The organism is Sphingomonas phyllosphaerae (assembly GCA_036946405.1).
GTDB classification, from domain to species: Bacteria; Pseudomonadota; Alphaproteobacteria; order Sphingomonadales; family Sphingomonadaceae; genus Sphingomonas; species Sphingomonas phyllosphaerae_D.
Genome location: JAQIJC010000001.1, coordinates 1087080 through 1108805, shown reverse-complemented (window position 1 = coordinate 1108805; position 21726 = coordinate 1087080). Strand labels below are relative to the sequence as shown.

The 21726-nt window shown below is 69.5% G+C and carries 18 protein-coding genes; 9 read left to right on the top strand and 9 right to left on the bottom strand.

Translation table 11 applies throughout. From position 1 onward, the window contains the following. Positions 1-19 precede the first annotated feature (19 nt). Positions 20-619, top strand: coding sequence for a DedA family protein (locus PGN12_05145; protein ID MEH3103273.1), 600 nt, complete (start codon positions 20-22; stop codon positions 617-619). A 107-nt stretch (positions 620-726) separates the two neighbouring features. On the opposite strand, the gene PGN12_05140 is transcribed toward PGN12_05145, so the two are convergent. Beyond that, positions 727-1650, bottom strand: a complete 924-nt coding sequence (locus tag PGN12_05140) for a tyrosine recombinase XerC (GenBank protein MEH3103272.1) — start codon at positions 1648-1650, stop codon at positions 727-729. A 50-nt stretch (positions 1651-1700) separates the two neighbouring features. On the opposite strand from PGN12_05140, the gene PGN12_05135 reads away from it, so the two are divergent. Together PGN12_05135 and PGN12_05130 are read left to right on the top strand one after the other, a co-directional pair. Then, entirely contained in the window at positions 1701-3125 is a 1425-nt protein-coding gene (locus tag PGN12_05135) for a diguanylate cyclase (protein ID MEH3103271.1), read from the top strand. A gap of 72 nt (positions 3126-3197) precedes the next feature. Next, complete coding sequence (locus PGN12_05130) at positions 3198-5369, top strand: primosomal protein N' (protein MEH3103270.1); 2172 nt, start codon at positions 3198-3200, stop codon at positions 5367-5369. A 160-nt stretch (positions 5370-5529) separates the two neighbouring features. Here the strand turns inward: PGN12_05130 and PGN12_05125 are convergent, their stop codons facing one another. The 4 genes from PGN12_05125 to PGN12_05110 form a co-directional block, all read right to left on the bottom strand. Next, positions 5530-6354 carry a protein phosphatase 2C domain-containing protein gene (locus PGN12_05125; GenBank protein MEH3103269.1) on the bottom strand — a complete coding sequence of 275 codons (825 nt, stop codon included), beginning with the start codon at positions 6352-6354 and terminating at the stop codon, positions 5530-5532. A 107-nt stretch (positions 6355-6461) separates the two neighbouring features. Further along, positions 6462-7796 carry a dihydrolipoamide acetyltransferase family protein gene (locus PGN12_05120; protein MEH3103268.1) on the bottom strand — a complete coding sequence of 445 codons (1335 nt, stop codon included), beginning with the start codon at positions 7794-7796 and terminating at the stop codon, positions 6462-6464. 5 nt (positions 7797-7801) lie between these two features. Continuing rightward, entirely contained in the window at positions 7802-8806 is a 1005-nt protein-coding gene (locus tag PGN12_05115; protein MEH3103267.1) for an alpha-ketoacid dehydrogenase subunit beta, read from the bottom strand. Positions 8807-8981: 175 nt separating this feature from the next. Then, positions 8982-10280 (bottom strand): 3-methyl-2-oxobutanoate dehydrogenase (2-methylpropanoyl-transferring) subunit alpha, encoded by a 1299-nt coding sequence (locus PGN12_05110; GenBank protein MEH3103266.1) that lies wholly within the window; start codon positions 10278-10280, stop codon positions 8982-8984. 197 nt (positions 10281-10477) lie between these two features. Between PGN12_05110 and PGN12_05105 the strand changes: the two genes are divergently transcribed. The 5 genes from PGN12_05105 (at position 10478) to PGN12_05085 (ending at position 18519) form a co-directional block, all read left to right on the top strand. Then, positions 10478-11236: a protein ImuA gene (locus PGN12_05105; protein ID MEH3103265.1), complete on the top strand. Its 759-nt coding sequence runs from the start codon at positions 10478-10480 to the stop codon at positions 11234-11236. Positions 11237-11481: 245 nt separating this feature from the next. After that, positions 11482-12180 carry a protein ImuA gene (locus PGN12_05100; protein ID MEH3103264.1) on the top strand — a complete coding sequence of 233 codons (699 nt, stop codon included), beginning with the start codon at positions 11482-11484 and terminating at the stop codon, positions 12178-12180. After that, positions 12095-14464 (top strand): DNA polymerase Y family protein, encoded by a 2370-nt coding sequence (locus tag PGN12_05095; GenBank protein MEH3103263.1) that lies wholly within the window; start codon positions 12095-12097, stop codon positions 14462-14464. The genes PGN12_05100 and PGN12_05095 overlap by 86 nt, the downstream gene beginning before the upstream one ends. Before the next feature lie 235 nt (positions 14465-14699). Then, positions 14700-18005 carry an error-prone DNA polymerase gene (locus PGN12_05090; GenBank protein MEH3103262.1) on the top strand — a complete coding sequence of 1102 codons (3306 nt, stop codon included), beginning with the start codon at positions 14700-14702 and terminating at the stop codon, positions 18003-18005. A gap of 64 nt (positions 18006-18069) precedes the next feature. Further along, positions 18070-18519 carry a BLUF domain-containing protein gene (locus PGN12_05085; GenBank protein ID MEH3103261.1) on the top strand — a complete coding sequence of 150 codons (450 nt, stop codon included), beginning with the start codon at positions 18070-18072 and terminating at the stop codon, positions 18517-18519. Between the two features lie 4 nt (positions 18520-18523). Here the strand turns inward: PGN12_05085 and PGN12_05080 are convergent, their stop codons facing one another. Together PGN12_05080 and PGN12_05075 are read right to left on the bottom strand one after the other, a co-directional pair. Further along, the gene (locus PGN12_05080; GenBank protein MEH3103260.1) at positions 18524-19525 is read right to left on the bottom strand and encodes a fumarylacetoacetate hydrolase family protein; all 1002 of its coding nucleotides are present in this window, start codon (positions 19523-19525) and stop codon (positions 18524-18526) included. 52 nt (positions 19526-19577) lie between these two features. Next, positions 19578-20195, bottom strand: coding sequence for a S24 family peptidase (locus PGN12_05075; protein MEH3103259.1), 618 nt, complete (start codon positions 20193-20195; stop codon positions 19578-19580). Positions 20196-20279: 84 nt separating this feature from the next. Between PGN12_05075 and PGN12_05070 the strand changes: the two genes are divergently transcribed. Further along, positions 20280-20456 (top strand): hypothetical protein, encoded by a 177-nt coding sequence (locus PGN12_05070; GenBank protein MEH3103258.1) that lies wholly within the window; start codon positions 20280-20282, stop codon positions 20454-20456. 294 nt (positions 20457-20750) lie between these two features. On the opposite strand, the gene PGN12_05065 is transcribed toward PGN12_05070, so the two are convergent. Then, positions 20751-21050, bottom strand: a complete 300-nt coding sequence (locus tag PGN12_05065) for a hypothetical protein (protein MEH3103257.1) — start codon at positions 21048-21050, stop codon at positions 20751-20753. Positions 21051-21160: 110 nt separating this feature from the next. Next, positions 21161-21712, bottom strand: a complete 552-nt coding sequence (locus PGN12_05060) for a type 1 glutamine amidotransferase (protein MEH3103256.1) — start codon at positions 21710-21712, stop codon at positions 21161-21163. Positions 21713-21726: the final 14 nt, after the last annotated feature.

Genomic DNA, 21726 nt, shown 5'->3' with positions numbered 1-21726 from the left:
CGGAGCCGTTGGCGGCGGCGTGACCGATTTCATCATCCACTGGATCGTCGCGGGCGGCTATCTCGGCATCTTCGTGCTGATGGCGCTGGAGAATATTGTCCCGCCGATCCCGTCCGAGGTCATCATGGGGCTTGGCGGGATCGCGGTCGCGCGTGGCCAGATGGACATCGTTCCGCTGCTGCTGTGGGGCACCGCGGGGACGACCGCCGGCAACGTCTTCTGGTATGCGATCGGGCGACGGCTCGGCTACGCGCGCTTCCGCCCGTTCGTCGAGCGGCACGGCCGCTGGCTGACGATGGAGTGGAGCGACGTCGAACGCGTGCGCGGCTTCCTCCACGATCACGGCGGCTGGGTGATCTTCGTCTTCCGCTTCATGCCGACCTTCCGCACGATGATCTCGCTGCCCGCCGGCATGGCGGCGATGCCGATGCCGCGCTTTCTGATGATGACCTTTGCGGGCAGCATCATCTGGAACGGCGTACTGGCAGGGGCGGGCTTCTATCTCGGCAGTCGCTTCGCCGAACTGGATCGCTACGTCGGCCCGATCGGGATCGCGCTGACGGTGGTGGCGCTCGGCTGGTACGCGTGGCGCGTGGCGACGTGGAAACCTCGCGGCTGACCCCACTCCGTCATTTCCGCGAAGGCGGGCATCCAGAACCTCTGATGTGGCGGCACTTACGATGGCCCGCGCGTCTGGATCCCCGCCTTCGCGGGGATGACGGTACGCTACCCCCGCGGATGCGCCGCCCGGTAAACGTCGAGCAGATGCGCCGCATCCACGCCGGTATAAACTTGCGTCGAACTCAGGCTCGCGTGGCCCAGCAGCTCCTGCAACGCGCGCAGATCCGCGCCGCGCCCCAGCAGGTGCGTCGCGAAACTATGCCGCAGCGCGTGCGGCGTCGTCCGCTCCGACAGCCCCAGCCGTGCGCGCGCCGCGCGCACCCGGGTGCGGACGATCCCCCCGTCCAGCGCCCCACCGCGCACGCCGCGAAACAAGGGCGCGTCGCGCGTCATCGGCCACGGCACGCGCGCCGCATAGTCCTCGATCGCCGCGCGTACCGGCGGCAACAGCGGCACGATCCGCGTCCGGTCGCGCTTGCCGGTCACGCGCAACGTCTCACCCAGCGGCAGCACCGCACCGGTCAGCGCCAGCGCCTCGCCGATCCGCAGCCCCGCGCCGTACAGCAGCAGCAGCACCGCCCAGTCGCGCGCCGCCACCCACGGCTCGTCACTCTCTTCCATGACGTCGGTCGCCAGCGCGACCGCCTCATCAGGTGAGATCGGACGCGGGACGCCCTTCTTGACGCGCGGCCCCTTCATTCGCGGTGCCGCGCCGACCCCGCCCGCCCAGTCGAGGAACCCGCGCACCGCCGACAGCTCGCGCGCCGCCGAGGCGTTCGACAACCCGTTGCCCCGCCGATGCGCCAGATAGGCCCGCAGGTCGCCTGCGCTTACCCGCGACAGTGCCGCGCGGTCGATTGCCCCGCCCCAATGCTCACCCAGAAACACCAGCAGCCGCTCGGCGGTCGCACGATAGGCGCGCACGGTATGTTCGGAACGGCGACGATCACGCGCCAGATGGATCGACCATTGGACCGGCAGCGGCAATTGGGCGGGAGGATCGCTCACCCTGACGCGTGTTCCGTGCATGAAGGAAAATGGCAAACCAAAATTAACTTCACCTCTGCTAAGGGAGCGCGATGATCCCGGCCACTTCCTGCTACGACAGCTCTGCCGAGGCGGCGCGTGCCGCGGCGTTGCAGGCGCTCGCGCTGCTGGGCACCGCATCCGAACGGGAGTTCGATGCGCTTGTCGCACTCGCGGCGGAGCTGCTCGGTTGCTCCACCGCCTTGCTCAACCTCGTCGACAACGACCGCCTGTTCGTCAAGGCGCGCACCACCCCGGGCCCGATGGCCTTCGCGCGCGACACGGCCTTCTGCGACCGCACCGTCGCCGACGATCGCCTGACCGTGATCGACGACACGCTGGCCGACGAACGCTTCCGCGACAGTCCGCTGGTCACCGATGCCGGGGTGCGCTTCTACGCCGGCGCGCCGCTGCGCGTCGCCGATCCGGACGGGGTGCGCCGCGCGGTGGGCACGCTCTGCGTCGTCGACATGGTCCCGCGCACGGCCGAGCCGCGCGAATTGGCGGCGCTGGCGCATCTCGCCACACTGGCAGAGGCGTTGCTGGAGGCGCGCCGTACCGCGCTGAAGGCGATCCATATCGCCACCACCGGCGAGGAACTGGTGACGCGGCTGGCGCGTCAGGACAAGATCTTCCGCCAGGCCGAACAGATCGCCGAAATCGGATCGTGGCGGCTGTCGGTCGAACACGAAGCGCTCGACTGGTCGGACAATGTCTACCGGATCTACGGGCTGCCGGTCGGCGAGAAGCCGCTGCTCGGCGATGCGCTGCGCTTCTATCCCGAACACAGCCGCGCGATCGTCCAGAGATCGCTCGACGAGGCGATCGCACACGGTCGATCGTTCTCGATCGAAACCGATTTCATCACGGCGGACGGTCGGCTGCGCCGCGTCCGCGCAATGGCCGATCCGGAGATCGTCGACGAACGCGTCGTCGCGATGGTCGGGGTGTTCCAGGACGTGACCGACCGCCACGCGCTCGAACAACGACTTCGGCGTTCCGCCGATACCGACGCACTGACCGGCATCCCCAATCGCGCCGCCTTCGATCGCGAACTGCAGGCGGCGATGACCCGCGCGCGACGGCACGGCACGGCGCTGCTGCTCGCACTGATCGATCTCGATGGATTCAAGGCGATCAACGACACGCTCGGCCATGACGCCGGCGACGATGTGCTGCGTCTGACCGGCCGGGCCTTGTCCGAGCCGTGGCTGATGGGCAGCGTCGCCGCACGGATCGGGGGCGATGAATTCGCGGTGATCGTCGAGCATCCGTCGCTCGTTGGCGACGGTGCCGACCTGCGCGAACGGCTTCAGGACGCTCTGCGCGTGCCCGTCGAGTTCGACGGCGTGACGATGACCAGCGCGGGTTCGGTGGGGATCGCCTCCTTCGATCCCGACTGCCACTCGCTGCGCGACTTCGCACGCCGCGCCGACGCGGAATTGTACGTCGCCAAGCGCGCGCGCGTCGGGTCGTGAATCACGGCTAAGGTCGAGGACGCGGCATGCCGCCGCTTCCCTCCGACTCGTCGCGCCCCCATATGGCCGGCAATGTCCTCCCGCGCGCGCGTCATCGTCCTGAACTCCGCCCTCGGCCCGCTCGATTACCGCGTGCCGCACGGCATGACGGTCGAGCCGGGGTCGGTGGTGGTCGCGCCGCTCGGCCCGCGCCAGTTGCTCGGCGTCGCATGGGAAGCGGAGCGGATGCCGTCCGATGCGGAGGTCGGCGACAATCGCCTCCGCAACCTGCTCGCGGTCGCCGACGTACCGCCGCTACGCGCAGCCCTGCGGCGGCTGATCGAATGGACCGCCGATTACTACCTCGCCCCGCCCGCCGCGGTCGTGCGAATGGCCTTGTCCTCGACCGCCGCGCTGGAGGGCGGGCGCAGCGTCGTCGAATATCGCGCGACCGGCCATGTGCCCGAGCGGCTGACCACCCAGCGCGAACAGGCGCTCGAGCGGATCGGCGACCGCCAGGGGCTGATCCGTGAGCTGGCGACGATCGCCGACGTCAGCGATGCGGTGATCCGCGGGCTGGTCAAGGTCGGTGCGCTCGAAGGGGTCCCGGTCGATATCGACAGCCCCTATCCGGTCCCCGATCCCGATCACGCGCCACCGACGCTGTCCGACGACCAACGCGCCGCCGCCGCGACGCTGGTCGATGGCGTCACCGCCGCCGCCTTCCGCCCGACGCTGCTCGACGGCGTGACCGGTTCGGGCAAGACCGAGGTCTATTTCGAGGCCGTGGCCGCGGCGATCCGCGCCGGCAAGCAGGTGCTGGTGCTGCTTCCCGAAATCGCGTTGACCGAGCCGTTCCTCAGGCGCTTTCACGACCGCTTCGGCTGCGAGCCGGTGGCGTGGCACAGCGGGCTGCGCGCGACGCAGCGCCGCCGCGCGTGGCGTGCGATCGCCAGCGGCGAGGCGCGGGTGACGGTCGGTGCGCGCTCGGCCTTGTTCCTCCCGTATGCCGATCTCGGGCTGATCGTCGTCGACGAGGCGCACGAAACCAGCTTCAAGCAGGAAGACGGCGTCCATTATCACGCGCGCGACGTCGCGGTGATGCGCGGGCTGTTCGAGGCGTGCCCGGTGATCCTCGCCAGCGCCACCCCGGCGATCGAAACGCGGCACCAGGTCGCGCTCGGCAAATATGCCGAGGTGAAGCTGCCGGGACGCTTCGGCGTCGCGCAGCTGCCGACGATCGAGGCGATCGACCTGATCGCCGAACCGCCCGAACGCGGACGCTGGATCAGCCCAAGGCTGGTCAAGGCGATGGCGGAAGCGCTCGAGCGCCACGAACAGTCGCTGCTCTTCCTCAACCGCCGCGGCTATGCGCCGCTGACCCTGTGCCGGACGTGCGGGCATCGCTTCCAATGCCCCAATTGCACCGCGTGGATGGTCGAGCATCGCCTGACCCGCCGGCTCGCCTGCCATCATTGCGGGCATATCGAGCCGGTGCCGCGGCTGTGCCCCGAGTGCCAGAACGAGGATACGTTGGTCGCGTGCGGCCCCGGCGTCGAGCGGATCGCCGACGAGGTCGCGGCGCTGTTCCCCGAGGCGCGCACCGCGGTCGTCACCTCCGACACGATCTGGAGCCCCGCCAAGGCCGCCGAGTTCGTCGCGCGGATGGAAGCGGGCGACATCGACATCGTCGTCGGCACGCAATTGGTGACCAAGGGCTATCACTTCCCCAATCTGACGCTGGTCGGGGTGATCGACGCCGACCTTGGGCTCGACGGCGGCGACCTGCGCGCGGCGGAGCGGACCTTTCAGCAGATCCGGCAGGTATCGGGGCGCGCCGGGCGCGGCGCAAAACCCGGCCGTGTCTATATCCAGACGCACAGCCCCAAGGCGCAGGTAATGCAGGCGTTGATCACCGGCGACGCCGACGCCTTCTATGCGGCGGAAAACGAGGCGCGCGAAGACGCCGGCGCGCCGCCGTTCGGCCGCTACGCCGCGATCATCGTGTCGAGCGAGGATCAGGGCGCGGCGCACGACACCGCGCGCGCGATCGGCCGCGCCGCGCCGCGTGCCGAGGGGATGGAAGTCTACGGCCCCGCCCCCGCCCCGCTGGCGATGCTGCGCGGGCGGCATCGCTTTCGGCTACTGGTTCACGCCCGCCGCGCGCTCGACGTACAGGACGTGATCCGCGACTGGCTCGGCGCGCTGGATTGGCCCGCCAAGGTTCGCGTCGCGGTCGACGTCGATCCGTACAGCTTTCTTTGACGTCGTGCCGGTTCCGCCAATCTTGTCGCCCCGGACTTGATCCGGGGCCCCGCTTCTTTCTCGCCGCTAGAAGAAGAAGCGGGAACCCGGATCAGGTCCGGGATGACGACATAGGGAAGCGACTGCGTTAGATCACGCACGGCCGCCGCTCGCCCTGGCGTTATTCCCCCACCCGCACCCACAAGGCGGTCGCATCGTCGCTCGCCTTGAAGCGCGGATAGCGTGTGCAGGCGGCATCCTCGTGCTCGATCGCGCGCAGCTCTTCCCCCAGCGCCGCCAACCCGCGCGACCGCAACGCCGCAACCAGCCCGGCCGCATCATACACCGCATAGGAATCGATCAGCGCCGCCATGCCGTCGCTCATCAGCAGCAGATCGTCGCCCGGCGTCACCGCGACCCGCGTCAGCTCCATCGCACGCGCGCTTTCCGCCGCGTCGATGCTCATCGCGCGCTGCCCCGGCTGCGCACGCGCGGCGCGCCGGTCGGCCAGCACCGCCGGCGTGCGCAGCTTCGTCGCGCCGATCCCCGGCCCCAGCGCCGCCGCCCGCGCGCTTTCGGGCGACCGGTCCGGCGCAGGCGTACACCACGCCACCGCCTCGCCCGACGCGTGCAGCACCGCGCAATCCGCCGCCCACGCGACCTCGAGCATGTCGCCGATCAGTTGCACCGCCGCGAAGGCGGCGCGTGGCCATTCCCATGCCCCCTCCGGCGCGCGCCGCCGTTGGGCGGCATAACGCGCCTCCACGGTCGCGAACACGTGCGCGCACGTCTCGCGCAGCGTTTCGGTCGCAGCCGTCGCGAATGCCGCATCGGCGGTCGCCGCCAGCCACGCCGCGCCGCCCTGCGCCCCCAGCAACCCGGGCGGCGACAGATCGGTCGCGCCATCGATCACCCATGCGCGATCGACGCCGCACCCGGCACGATCGTCATTGGGCGTGGCGACGTCGCCGCACAGGCTGAGCGACTGGATCAGGTCGAAATGCATAGGCCGCGGCCTAGAGGATTTCTCATGACGGTTCGATGACCATCCGACCCGGAAAGGCGGATGGTCGCTGCTCACCTCATTTCTCGGCGGATCACCTCATATCGTCGTCAATCCGCGAACAGCAGCACCGGCGTCTCGAGATACGTTTTCAGCGCCTGCACATAGCTTGCCGCGTCCCAGCCATCGACGACGCGGTGATCGCAGCTGATCGACAGGTTCATCAGCTTGGCGCGCACGATGTCATCGCCCCGGAAGACCGGGCGCTCGACGATCTTGTTGGGCCCGATGATCGCCACCTCGGGCCGGTTGATGACCGGCGTCGTCGCGATCCCGCCAAGCGGTCCGAGCGAGGTGACGGTGATCGTTCCACCGCCCAGTTCCTGCGGTGTCAGCTTGTTGGCGCGCGCCGCCGCCGCCAGCCGCGCGATCTCGGTCGCGAGCTGCCAGACGTTGCGGTCCTGCGCGTCGCGGATCACGGGCACGGTCAGCCCGGCATCGGTCTGCGTCGCCATCCCGACATGCACGCGCCCGGCACGCGTCACCACCCCCGCCTCGTCGTCGTACCGCGCATTGAGCATCGGGAAGTCGGGCAAGGTCCGGCACATCGCGACGATCAGCAGCGGCAGCAGCGTCAGCTTGGGCCGCTCGCCGCGATGCGCGTTGAGGTCGGCGCGCATGTCCTCCAGCGCGGTGACGTCGATCTCGTCGACATAGGTGAAGTGCGGGATGTGGCGCTTCGCCGCCGCCATGTTCTCGGCGATGCGCCGCCGCATCCCGATGACGCGCACCTGCTCGTCGTCGCGCGCGCGCGGGGCGTGCGGCGCGTGATAGCCCTGCCCGGCGTTGTAGCGGAGATAGGCATCGAGATCGGCGTGCCGGATACGCTCGCCCTCGGGCACGCGGATCGCGGACAGATCGACGTTCAGGTCCTTGGCGCGGGCGCGGACCGCCGGGGAGGCGAGGACGGGCGTCTGGGCGGTGTCCGATGGGCTGGGTGCAACAGACTCCCTCTCCCCCTTGGGGAGAGGGTCGGGGTGAGGGGCCGGGGTCTCACCGAGACCGACATCTCTGCGAGGCTCCTGCCCCTCACCCAACCCTCTCCCCGAAGGGGAGAGGGCTTGCGGTTGCGCTTCCTCAACACCGGGATTCTCCGCCTCCAGCGTCTCCGGCTCCGCGGCGGGAGAAGCGACCTCTCCCTCGCCCTCGGTCTCGATCACCACCAGCGGCGCGCCGATCGACACCTGATCGCCGACCGCCCCCGCGATCTCGACCACCACGCCCGCCACCGGTGACTCCATCTCGACCGTCGCCTTGTCGGTCATCATGTCGGCGAGGCTCTGGTCTTCCTCGACCCGGTCGCCGACCGCAACGTGCCACGCGACGATCTCCGCCTCGGAAATGCCCTCGCCGATGTCCGGCAGCTTGAAGGTGAAACGCGCCATCTGCCTTAGTCCTTCAGGATTTTCTTGAGCGCCTGCCCGATCCGCACCGGTCCGGGGAAATAGGCCCATTCCAGGCTGTGCGGATACGGCGTGTCGAAGCCGGTGACGCGCTCGACCGGCGCCTCGAGGTGGTAGAAGCACCGCTCCTGCACCAACGCCGCCAGCTCCGCACCGAAGCCGCTGGTGCGCGTCGCCTCATGGACGATCATGCAGCGCCCGGTCTTTCGCACGCTCGCCTCGATCGTCGCGATGTCGAGCGGAACGAGCGTGCGCAGGTCGACGATCTCGGCATCGACGCCGGTGTCGGCCACCACCTGCGCGCAGACGTGCACCATCGTGCCATAAGCGAGCATCGTCACCGCCTCGCCCGCGCGCACCACGTTCGCCTTGCCGAGCGGGATCTTGTAGTACCCGGTCGGCACCTCCCCGCCGGGATGCTTCGACCAATTCTCCGCCGGGCGATCCCAGTGGCCGTTGAACGGGCCGTTGTAGATGCGCTTCGGCTCGAAGAAGATCACCGGATCATTGTCCTCGATCGCCGCGATCAACAGCCCCTTGGCGTCGTAGGGCGTCGACGGAATGACCGTCTTCACCCCCGAGACGTGCGTGAAAATTCCCTCAGGCGACTGCGAATGCGTCTGCCCGCCGAAGATCCCGCCGCCGAACGGCGAGCGCACCGTCAACGGCGCGGTGAACTCGCCGCCCGAGCGATAGCGCAGCCGTGCCGCCTCACTGACCAATTGGTCGAGCGCGGGATAGATGTAATCGGCGAACTGGATTTCCGGCACCGGGCGCAGGCCATAGGCGCTCATCCCGACCGCGACGCCGATGATGCCGCATTCGGTGATCGGCGTGTCGAAGACGCGGGTCTTGCCGTATTTCTTCTGCAGCCCCGCGGTCGCACGGAACACGCCGCCGAAATAGCCGACATCCTCGCCCATGACGACGATCGCCGGATCGCGCGCCATCGTCACGTCCATCGCGGAATTGATCGCCTGGATCATGTTCATGCGGGTGGTGGTGTCTGCATCGACGGCCACCGGTTGTTCGAGCGCGTCACTCACCACACCAACTCCGTCATTCCCGCGCAGGCGGGAATCCAGACCCGCTGCCGTTTCGATTCCTGCAGAGACCTGCGCGTCTGGATCCCCGCCTCCGCGGGGATGACGGCAATAAGGGCCACCCTCACTTGCGGTCCCATGGCCGCCCGCTCGCGGTTTCCTCGTCGATCATCATCTGGCGCTGCTCGCGCAGGTGCCACGGCATCTCCTCGAACACGCCGTCGAACAGCGAGTCGAGCGGCTGGCGCAAGCCATGCCCGAGCACGCCATTCTTCTCGGCCTCCTTCTGCGCCGCCTTCACCTCCTCGGCGACCTCACGGTCCATGTCGGCCTGCCGCGCCTCGTCCCACTCGCCGATCACGACCAGATGATCCTTCAACCGCCGGATCGGATCGCCGAGCGGCCACGCATTGGGCTCGCCGGCCGAGCGATATTGCGTCGGATCGTCGGAGGTCGAATGACCCTCGGTGCGATAGGTGAAATGCTCGATCAGCGTCGGCCCGCCATTGGTGCGCGCGCGCTCCGCGGCCCAGGCGGTCGCGGCATAGACCGCCAGCGCGTCATTGCCGTCGACGCGCAGGCCGGCGATCCCATAGCCGACCGCGCGCGCAGCGAAGGTCGTTGCCTCCGCGCCGGCGAAGCCCGAGAAGCTGCTGATCGCCCATTGATTGTTGACGACGTTGAAGATCACCGGCGCGCGATAGACGGTCGCGAAGGTCAGCGCGGAATGGAAGTCGCCCTCCGCGGTCGAGCCCTCCCCGCACCAGGTCGCCGCGATGCGCGTATCGCTCTTCGACGCCGAGGCCATCGCCCAGCCGACCGCCTGTGGATATTGCGTCGTCAGATTGCCCGAGATCGAGAAGAAGCCGAAGCGCTTCTCCGAATACATGATCGGCAACTGCTTGCCCTGCAGCTTGTCGCCGGTGTTCGAATAGATCTGGTTCATCATGTCGACCATCGGGCAGCCGCGCGCGATCAACAGCCCCTGCTGGCGATAGGAGGGGAAGCACATGTCCTCGGCATCCAGCGCGTGCGCCGCGGCGACCGCCACCGCCTCCTCGCCAAGCGATTTCATGTAGAAGCTGGTCTTGCCCTGCCGCTGCGCGCGGAACATCCGCTCGTCGAACGCGCGGACCGTCGCCATGTGGCGCAGCATCCGCCGCAGCGTGTCGGGCGAGAGCCGCGGATTCCACGCGCCGACCGCCTGATGATTCTCGTCGAGGACGCGCACCATCGAATAAGCGAGATCGGTGAAATCGCGTGCGGCGTCGGCGGTATCGGGGCGGCGGGCGGCGCCGGCGGGCGGGATCGCGACATCGGCGAAGTCGACCGCATCGCCGGGCCGGAATTTGGGTTCGGGGACATGCAGCGACAGCGGCGGCAGATTGCCGCGCGGGTGCACGATGCCGGGTTCTTCGCCCACGTTTCACTCTCCGTCATGCGCTGCTTGACGCGCAGCACGATTTCAGCCGCTTGTAATATTGTTTCAACGTCAGCGAAAGCCCTTTTGGACAAAACGCCGTCTCGATCAGTTAGTCCCGCATCGTGACAGGCCATTGACTCGGTCCATCATTATGGAACAAATTGCGAACGACAATCCGCTGCGGAGTCCTGCTTGTCGTGCCCGAGTCGAGCGTCCTTTCCTCCCTGCGCGAGACGCTGCGCGCCTTGCCGGGCGACGGGCACAGCCGGCGGCGGGTGATGCCGTTCGGGGTGCCGGATATCGATTCGCGGCTGACCGACGGCGGGCTGCGGCTCGATGCGTTGCACGAGCTCGCGGCGGCGACGCCGTCGCTGCGCGACGATGCGGCGGCGACCTTGTTCGTCGCGGGCATCGCGGCGCGGGCATGGGGACCGATCCTGTGGGTGGTGCGACGCCGCGACCTGTTCGCCCCGGCGCTAGCACAATCCGGCTTGCTGTCGAAGCGCGTGATTCATGCCGAGGCCGATGACGATGCCGGCGTGCTGGCGATGATGGAGGAAGGCCTGCGCCATCCCGCGCTCGGCGCGGTGATCGGCGAGGTCCGCCGCGCCGCGCCGGCCGCGACGAAGCGCGTGCATGTGGCCGCGACGCGCGGACGCACCATCGCGCTGCTGCTCAAGCGCCCGGCCCGCGAAGGCGGCGATCCGTTCGCGGTGTCGTCTTTGGCGGCGACGCGCTGGCGGATCGGGTCCGTGCCGATGGTCGGCACGGCGCGCCCGCGCTGGGAAGTGACGCTCGCCCGGCAAAACGACGGCGCACCGTTCGCGGCGACCGCGATCGCGTGCGACGACACCGGGCGCCTCGCGCCGGTGGTCACGCGCCGCGAGCAGCGACGGGCGGTGAGCGAAATCTTGCGGGTGACGCCCTCGGCGGAGGAACAGGCGGAGGCGGCCTAGGCACCTCTCCTTTGTGTCGTCGCCCCGGACGTGATCCGGGGCCACGCTTCTTCTCGGCGGACGGAAGAAGCGGGATCCCGGATCACGTCCGGGATGACGGATCGGCTGCACAGCCACATTCCTAGTTCCCCCAAAGCCTTGACGACGCAACACATACAGGAACAAATAGAGAACATATTGATTGCGAGTCGCCTGTGTCCGGTCCCGTTCCCACCCTAGCCGCGCTCCGCGAGAGCTTGCAGGCCATCACCGGCGAGGCGCGCGACCGGCCCGTGCTGCCGTTCGGAATCGCCGCGCTCGACACGCGTCTCGCCGACCACGGCCTGCGGACCGACGCGCTCCACGAAGTATCGTCGCGCGGCGCTGGCTGGGGCGACGATGCCGCCGCGGTGCTGTTCGCCGCCGGGATCGCCGCGCGCACGCACGGTGAGGTCCTGTGGGTCGTCCGCTCGCGCGACCTGTTCGCGCCGGGGCTGTTCCAGGCCGGGCTCGCGCCGTCGCGCGTCGTCTATGCCGAGGCGCGCGACGACGCCGAATTGCTCGCGCTGGTCGAGGAAGGACTGCGCCACCGCGGGCTCGGCGCGGTGGTCGGCGAGGCGAAGCGCGTCCAGATGGCGCAGGCACGCCGGCTGCAACTCGCCGCAGAGGGGGGCGGCACCCCCGCGCTGCTGCTGCGCCGCCCGACCCGCGACGGCACCGATCCGATCACCGCGCCATCCGCGGCGGTGACGCGCTGGCGTGTCGCGCACGCGCCGTCGTCGCAGGTGCCGTGGGGCGGGCTGGGCCGCGCGTGCTGGCACGTCGAATGCGTGCGCCAGCGCGGCGGCGATCCGTTCGAACTCTTGGTGGAGGGCTCCGATGAGACGGGTCGCCTCGCTCTACCTGCCCAGTTGGTCGATCGACCGGCTGCGGCGGATCGAGCACCGCGCCGCGCGGTCGGCTGAGGCCGACGGCCGCGCCGCCTTCGACGCGCTGGGCGGCGACGCCGCCGCCGAGCGCGCGCAGCAATGCTCCGTACCGCGTGGCGGCGGCTGGCGTCCCGGCGCGCGCTGGGCGCGCACCGACCCCGGCAGCGGGCTCGCCGACACGCGCGACCAGGTCGAGAGCGCGGTCGCCAGCCTGCCCGCGCACCGCCGCCCCGCGCAGCGCGAACTCGGCCGCACCAGCGAGGCCGCCGCCACCCCGTTCCGCGAACTGTCGCGCCGCACCGAGGCCGCCGAGCCGCTGTTCCGCCCCGGCACGCGCGGCTGGCGCAACGAGGACCTGCAAGCCGCGGTCGAGGCGCTGCCCGCGCATCGCCGCCCGTCGCTGCAGGAATTGTCGCGCAAGACCGAGCTGGTCGACCACCCGTTCCGCCCGCTGCCGCCCGACGAAGCGGGCGCGCTGCACCGCATGGGCCGGATGCCCCCGGTGCTCGGCCCCGGCGAAGATGTCGTCGTCCGCCGCGCCATGAAGGCGCCGCGCCGCAGCGCGCGCGACGGGCATGGCGGCGAGGCCGGGCATGTCGCCCCGCCCAATCTCGCCCAAAGTCTCAAACAGCTGGCCGCGATGCCCGCGGTGCACTTCCCCGGCGAGGGGCCACACCCCGACAATCACGGCAAGAGCGTACCGACCGCGCCCAGCTACGGCCACGGCCGCTTCTTCCAGACCGGCCGCACGCTGGCGACGATGGTCGCACGCGTCTGCGACGACGAAGAAGCGGGTCCCCTGCCCGCACCCGTCGACGAACCGCCGCTGGTAACGGTGCAGCGCAGCGGCGCGCGCGTCGAGATCGCCGCCGCCAATGAAGCGGCGCGCGCGCTCGGCATCGGCCCCGGCACCGCGCTGACCATGGCACGCGCGCAGGTGCCGGGACTCGACGTGCGCGAGGCCGAGCCCGCGCGCGACGCCGCCGATCTCGCCGCGCTCGCCACCTTGCTCGCGCGCCGCTGGGCACCGACCGTCGCGGTGTCGGACTCCGACGGGCTGTTCGTCGACCTGACCGGGGTCGCGCATCTCCATGGCGGCGAGGCGCGCTTCTGCCGCCGGCTGCTGCGGCTGCTCGCGCGCTACGGCATCGCGGCGCGCGTCGCGGTCGCCGACACGCCGGGCGCGGCCTGGGCGCAGGCGCGGTTCGGCGCACGCGACGCCGTGCAGATCGTTCCACCCGCTGGGCAAAGCGCCGCGCTGGCACAGCTGCCGGTCGCGGCGCTGCGGCTCGACGCGCCCGCGCTGGAACTGCTCGCGCGGCTCGGGATCGAGGCGATCGGCCAGCTCACCGCCCTACCCCGCGCGCCGCTCGTCCGCCGCTTCGGTCGTGCGATCGCCGACCGCATCGATCAGGCGCTCGGCCAGCTGCCCGAACCGTTCGAGCCGATCGTCCCGCCGACGCGCATCGCGGTCGAGCAGCGTTTCGTCGAGCCGATCGCCACCCCCGACGCGATCGAACATTGGCTGCGCGAACTGATGCAGCGGCTCGCGGTCGCACTGGCCAAGGCCGGTCAGGGCGCGCGCGCGGTCGAGATGATCGCCGCGCGCGTCGACGGCGTGCCGCAGATCCTGCGGCTCGGTTTCGCGCGCCCGACCCGCGACGCCGCGCACATGCTGCGGCTGACGCTGCGCCGCATCGAGGAGATCGAACCCGGTTACGGCATCGACGGCATCGCGCTGATCGTGCGCCGCGCCGACCCGCTTGGTGCGGAGACGCTCGCCCCCGCGCTCGCCGACGATGCCGCGCCCGATCTCGCGCCGCTGATCGACGCGCTCATCAACCGCATCGGCGCGGGCCGGCTATGGCGCGTCGCCCCGGTCGAGAGCGACGTCCCCGAACGCTCGTGGATGCGCACCGCGCCGCTCGATCCGCCACACCGCGAGACACAGAAACTGCGCCCCGACGACGTCCGCCACCTCGACGCGCGCAGCCCCGACCATCCGTGGCACCCGCGCTGGCCACGCCCGGTGCTGCTGCTGCGCCGCCCGGAGCGGATCGACCACGTCCTCGCCGAACTCCCCGACCAGCCGCCGAAGCGCTTCACGTGGCGCGGCGCCACGCACCGCATCGTCCATGCCGAAGGCCCGGAGCGCGTCGCGGGCGAATGGTGGCGGCGCGCGCCCGAGCGGATGGCGGTCCGCGACTATTACCGTGTCGAGGACGAGACCGGGCAACGCTTCTGGCTGTTCCGCCGCGGCGACGGACTGCGCAACGAAACCGGTGACCTCAGCTGGTTCCTGCATGGGTTCGGCAGTTGAGGATACGGGTCAACGCGCGCCGTCGCGCCTCCGGCTTGCGCGCGACCTCTGTGCAGCGCCAAACATCGCCCCGGCCACATCGTCACCCCGGACTGGTTCCGGGGTCCACGGCTCGGCAAGAGCAACGGCTCGGGCATTTGCGGCACGGTGGATGCCGGAACAAGTCCGGCATGACGGGAGCGGTGTCCGCAGCGGCTCGACCTGCACCGACACACAATGACGAACGGAAGCGGTCATGACCTATTCCGAACTTCAGGTCGCGACGCACTTCTGCTTTCTGCGCGGCGTGTCGTCGTGCGAGGAATTGTTCACCACCGCCTCGGAAATGCGCCTCCCCGCGCTCGGCATCACCGATCGCAATTCGGTCGCCGGGATCGTCCGCGCCTTGGTCGCCGCCGAACAGACCTCGTCGCAGGGCAATCCCGTGCGGATGGTCGCCGGCTGTCGGCTCGATCTCGTCACCGGCGCGTCACTGCTCGTCTGGCCGCAGGACCTCGCCGCCTGGAGCCGCCTCACCCGCTTGCTGACGATCGGCAAGGCGCGCGCCCGCCCGCAGCATGGCGAGAAAGGCCGCTGCTTCCTGCACTGGGAGGATGTCGCCGCGCACGCCGCCGGGCTGGTCGCCGCGCTCGTCCCTGGCGCGGACGGGGCCGAGGAGGGCGAATTGCGCTGGATGGCCGATCTGTTCGGCGCCGGCTCGGGCGACGCGCGCGGCCATGTCTGCCTGACGCAGCAGCGCCGCCCCGACGATGCGCGCCGCCTGTACGAGGCCGCCGTCGCCGCACGCCGCTACGGCCTCGCCCCGCTCGCGACCGGCGACGTGCTCTACCACCATCCCGACAAGCGCATGATCCAGGACGTCGTCACCGCGATCCGCGAGAAGACCACGATCGACGCGCTCGGGCTGCGCCGCGAACGCTCCGCCGACCGCTGCCTCCACCCGCCGCACGAGATGGAACGCCGCTTCGTGCGCTTCCCCGACGCGCTCGCCGCGGTGGAGGCCCTCGTCGAGCGCTGCACCTTCTCACCCCGCGACCTGCGCGACCAGTATCTCTATCCCGAAGAGAAAGTGATGAGCGGGCAGACCCCGCAACAGGCGCTGGAAAAGCTCGCCACCCGCGCGCTCGACCGGCGCTTCGACGGCGCGGTCCCGCAGGACTATCGCGACCTGCTCGCCAAGGAACTCGGGCTCGTCGCGAAACTCAACTACGCCGCCTATTTCCTCACCGTCCATTCGATCGTCGAATATGCGCGCAGCCAGGACATCTTGTGTCAGGGGCGCGGGTCGGCGGCCAATTCGGTGATCTGCTTCGTGCTCGGCATCACCTCGATCGACCCGATCGTCCACCAGTTATTGTTCGAGCGTTTCCTGTCCGAGAACCGCGCCGAGCCGCCCGATATCGACATCGATTTCGAGCACGAACGCCGCGAGGAAGTGATCCAGTGGATCTACGACACCTACGGCCATGACCATGCCGCGCTGACCGCGGTGGTCAGCCGCTTCCGCGCGCGCGGTGCGGTGCGCGAGGTCGGCAAGGTGCTCGGCCTGCCCGAGGACATGACCGCCGCGCTCGCCGGGCAGGTGTGGGGCTGGTCGGAGGAAGGCGTTGCCGACCGCCATGTCGATGCGCTCAACCTCGATCGCGGCGACCCGCGGCTCGCGCTCACGCTCGAACTGGCGCGCGAACTGATCGGCACCCCGCGCCACTTGTCGCAGCATCCCGGCGGCTTCGTGCTCACCCGCGACCGGCTCGACGCGCTCGTCCCGATCGAGCCCGCCGCGATGGCCGATCGTCGCGTGATCGAATGGGAAAAGGAGGATGTCGAGGAAGCCGGCATGATGAAGGTCGACATCCTCGGGCTCGGGATGCTCGGCTGTATGCGCCGCGCCTTCGACCTGCTCGCGCGCCACAAGAATGTAAATCTGACGCTCGACCATCCCGATCTTCAGACCGACGACCCCGCGACATTCAAGATGATCCAGAAGGCCGATACGCTCGGCGTCTTCCAGATCGAGAGCCGCGCGCAGATGGCGATGCTGCCGCGGATGCTGCCGGTCAATTTCTACGACATCGCCATCCAGGTTGCGATCGTCCGCCCCGGCCCGATCCAGGGTGACATGGTCCACCCCTATCTGAAGCGCCGCGAACAGAAACGCCGCAACCCCGCGATCGAGTTCGACTATCCGTCACCTGAACTGAAGGCGGTGTTGGGCAAGACGTACGGCGTCCCGCTATTCCAGGAACAGGCGATGAAAGTCGCGATCGAGGGTGCGGGCTTCACGCCCGCGCGCGCCGACGAATTGCGCAAGGCGATGGCGACCTTCAAATACACGCAGGGCGTCGGGCAGTTCAAAACCGAGCTGATCGAGGGCATGGCGAAGAAGGGCATCGGCCCCGATTTCGCCGAGCGGCTGGTCAAGCAGATCGAGGGGTTCGGCTCCTACGGCTTCCCCGAAAGCCACGCCGCCTCCTTCGCCAAGATCGCCTATGCGTCGAGCTGGATGAAATGCCATCACCCGGACGTGTTCTGCTGCGCGCTGCTCAATGCGCAGCCGATGGGCTTCTACGCCCCCGCGCAGATCGTCCGCGACGCGCGCGAACATGGCGTAGTGATCCGCCCGGTGTGCGTCGTTGACAGCGACTGGGACACGCGGCTGGTCGACGAGGGCGACACCGCGAGGCTGCCGCTGCGATTGGGGATGAAGATCGTCCACGGCGTGTCGATGATCGACGTGGCGCGGATCATCGCCGCGCGCGCCGAGGCACCGTTCCGCTCGGTCGAGGATCTGTGGCGCCGCTCGGGCGTGCCGCTCGCGACGCTGGAGAAGCTCGCCAAGGCCGATGGCTTCCACGCGCTCGGGCTCGACCGGCGACAGGCGTTATGGGCGATCCGCGGGCTGGGCGAGACGCCGCTGCCGCTGCTGGAGGCGGCCGAGCGCCGCGAACCGCCGGTCAGTCTGGTGCCGCTCACCGCCGGGCGCGAGGTGGTCGAGGATTATCGCGCCACCCAGCTCACCCTGCGCGAACATCCGCTGTTCTTCCTGCGCGACCGGCTTGCCGACCAGCGCGTGATCCCGTGCGCGCAGCTTCGGGAAACGCGCGACGGCCGGCGCGTGGAGGTGGCGGGGATCATCCTCGTCCGCCAGAAGCCGGGCTCGGCGAAGGGCGTGCTGTTCATCACCATCGAGGATGAAACCGGGGTCGCCAATATCATTTTGTGGCCCGACCGGTTCGAGGCGCAGCGCACCGTCGTGATGTCCTCAGCGATGATCAGCGTCACCGGCGTCGTCCAGCGCGAAGGCGAGGTGATCCACGTCATCGCCGATCGCATCCACGATCGCACCGCGATGCTGCGCACGGTCGGCGATATCGACCTGCCGCGCCTCACCAGCCGCGGCGATGGCGCGACGCACCCTGGGTCACCCGATCGCGGCGACCCCGGCTGGAAGACGCGCGTGCGCAGCGACTATCACCCGCCATTCCGTAACGGCTGCGATCCCGAAGACGTGATCCCGATCCGCAGCCACGATTTTCATTAGCTAAGTCAGTGACCTGTAATGAATCGCACTAACAATTCGACGGCATTTCGGCCATATTTCGGGCATGGCTGATCCCGTTTACCAGCTGGTGTATATCAGCCGCGCTACCCGACCACTCGACGATCCCCACCTGACGCGGCTGGCGACGAGCGCGGCACGTTTCAACGGCAGCCATGCGATCACCGGGCTCTTGCTCCACGATGGCGGTCGCTTCATCCAGGCGCTCGAAGGAGCGCAGCCGCAGGTCGAGGCACTCATGACCCGGATCACGCGCGACCCGCGCCACGATGCCATCGCCTATGTTGAGCGGCGCGCGGTAGCCGAGCGACAGTTCGGCGGCTGGGCGATGGACGCGCGCCGTGTCCGCGATGCGAGCGGCGCGAAGCTGTTCCTCCACGATCTCAAGCAAATGCTGGCCGCGGTCGACGACCACCGGCTGGTCGCCGCCTTCATCGGTTTCGCGATGCTCGGCCGCCCCGAGCTTCGCGCCCAGCGCACCTCGCCCGAGGCGTAGCGGCTCAGCCGACCGTCTGTTCGATCGTGCCGAAGATCGGATGGTGCCGATCGTCCTCCATCCAGATCTTGACCGTGTCGCCCCTGCGCAGGAACGGCGTCTTCGCCGCACCATCCTTGATCGCCTCGACCGTGCGCAGCTCGGCGAGGCACGAATAGCCCACGCCACCCTCCGCGATCGGCCGCCCCGGCCCGCCATCGGCATCGCGGTTGGAGACGGTGCCCGATCCGACGATCGTCCCCGCGCCCAGCGCGCGCGTCTTGGCGGCGTGCGCGATCAGCGTGCCGAAGTCGAAGGTCATGTCCTCGCCCGCCTCGGCCCGGCCGAACGGCGCGCCGTTCACCTCGACCTGCAACCGGCGGCGCAGCTTGCCGTCCCGCCACCAGTCGCCGAGCGCCTCCGGCGTGACGAACACCGGTGAGAAGGCCGACGCCGGCTTGGACTGCACGAACCCGAACCCCTTGGCGAGTTCGGCGGGGATCAGGTTGCGCAGCGACACGTCGTTCGTCAGCCCGACCAGCCGGATCGCATCCAGCGCCTGTTCGCGCGTCGCGCCCAGCGGCACGTCGCCAGTGACGACCACCACCTCGCCTTCCAGATCGCAGCCCCACGCCTCGTCGGCGAGCGGGATCGCATCGCGCGCGCCGAGGAAGCCGTCCGACCCGCCCTGATACATCAGCGGATCGTGCCAGAAGCTGTCGGGCAGGTCCGCCCCGCGCGCCTGCCGCACCAGCGCAACATGGTTCACATAGGCCGAGCCATCGAGCCACTGATAGGCGCGCGGCAGCGGCGCGGCGGCGTCATGTTCGTGGAAGCGTTCCCGCGGGATCGCCTCGTTGCGCAGATCGACCGCCAGCAGCTCCAGCGCGGGCGCGACCTGCGTCCAGTCGTCGAGCGCGGCCTGCAGCGTCGCGCAGATATGACCGGCATCGGCATACCAGGCCAGATCGTCCGAAACGACGACCAGGCGACCGTCGCGCCCCTGCTTCAGACTGGCGAGTTTCATGCGCTACCTCTCCTTGTTCTCGGGCGAGTGTAACGAGCCCGCGCGCGCGCCGCTACAGCCGCCGCAGCAGCAACGTCGCGCGCCCGATCACCTCGATCTCGGCGAGCGGCACGCGCTCGACCGGCCACAACGGATTGTCGCTGCGGATCTCGACCGTTTCGCCGTGCGGCACCAGCCGCTTGACCACCACCGCCTCGCCGCGCCGCACGACATAGATGCCGCCCCGCCCCGCGATCCGCCGCGTCGCGCGGTCGACCAGCAGCCGGTCACCATCCTTGAGCGTCGGCGCCATCGAATCACCGCTGACCGCGATCACCGACGCCGCCTCCGGCGTCACCCCCGCGCCGCGCAGCACCGCGCGCGGCAGTCGCTCGTGGCGGAGCGTTCGCTCGTCGGCCAACTGCCCCGCCCCCGCCGCCGCCTGCACCGCCAGCCAAGGGACGCCCACGTCCTCGTTCACCGGCGGCGGCGCACCGAGCACCGCCTCGTCGATCGCGAGGAAATCGGCGAGCATCCGCCGCTCGCGCTCGGGCAGCACCCGCGGCGAGCCGCGATTTACGAACTGCCCCAGATACGCCTGGTTGCGCCCCAGCATCCGCGACAGCGCCGACAGCGCCACCCCACGCGTGCGCGCGGCGGCCGCAAGTGCCTGTTGTGGGGTGTCGTTCATCACGCAACCCTACACAGAGGATTTTTCCTCGACAAGAAGAACAAAGTGGAACATATGCAGAACGCAGAGTCGGAGTGAGAGTCCATGTGCCTGTTGAACGATATCGACATCTATTTGCGGCGGACCGGCGTCGCCGAAACCACCTTCGGGCGGCGCGCGGTCAACGATCCGCGGCTGGTCCGCGATCTGCGCCGCGGGCGCGTGCCCGGGCCGGCGCTGTGTGCGCGGGTAGAGGCGATCCTCGCGGCGCGCGCGTCGTGACGGGTACGCGGTTCGAACGCGCGGTGGCGCGCGATGCGGCGCGTGCCGGCGTGTTGCTGGCAATCGAACATCGGTGTGCGGTCGCGTGGCACAGCGCCACCTTCTCGGGCGCGCGCCACCAACTGGTCGTCAGCGCCTTGGCGAACGATGCGCTCGACGGCTGGCTTTCCCGGCTGGCCAGTTTCGATCCGGTCCTTCCCGGCCAGATCGTCGCCGACCTCCATGTCGCCGCCCGCGAGCCTTATGGCGATCGCGTCATGCTGCGGCTGGAGGGCGTGACGGTCGCGTCCGACCTCAGCGTGCCGGAATGCGGTGCAGCGTCCGTTCGAGGAGGAGTGGATCGACGAATGCCGCCGCCGACACCGGCGTGCTCCGGCGCAGCGCACCCGGGTCGAACGCGCTGAGCTTGAGGTTCAGGTCGCGCGGCAGCGCGCGCTCGGGCGGCGGTGCCATCCACGCGCACGGCGCCTGTCCCCCCGCGGCGGTGACGCGTTCGGCACGTCGCCGCCCGAGCCGCGTGACCGCGGCCAGCATCGTATCGAGCACGCCATGGCTGCGCGCGAAGGGCGAGTGGAGCAGGGTGTCGTCGAACATGCCGCTTGATACCGCGGCAATGGTAAGCCGATGGTAAACGCGGCGGTAGCCATCTTTGGATATCCTCTACGGCGCGCCGGCGGGTCCGCGCCGGCGCGGCACACAGTCGATCAGTCCGCCAGTTCCTCGGTCAGCGCGTCGATGATCGCCTTGTTGAACGCCGGAATATCGTCGGGCTTGCGGCTGGTGATCAAATTGTCGTCGATCACCACTTCCTCATCCTCCACCTCGGCGCCGGCGTTCGCCAGATCGGTGCGGATCGAGACGAACCCGGTCACGCGCCGCCCGTCGATCACGTCGGCCTCGGCGAGCAGCCACGGCGCGTGGCAGATCGCGGCGACGATCTTGTCCTCGTCCATGAATTGCTGGACGATCTCGACCGCCAGATCCTCGACGCGCAGCTTGTCGGGATTGGCGACCCCGCCCGGCAGCACCAGCGCGTCGTAATCGTCGACCTCGACCTCTTCCAACGTCAGGTCGGGGGTGGCGGTTTCCGCCTTGTTGATGTCGCCCTTCATTCCCTGGATCGGATCGCGCTTGATCGAGGCGAGCTTCACCGTCGCCCCGGCTTGCTCCAGCGCCTTGCGCGGTTCGAACAATTCCACGGTTTCGAAGCCGTCGGCGGCGATCATCAGCACGCGGGCTTGCGACAAATCGGCCATGTCATTCTCCTGCT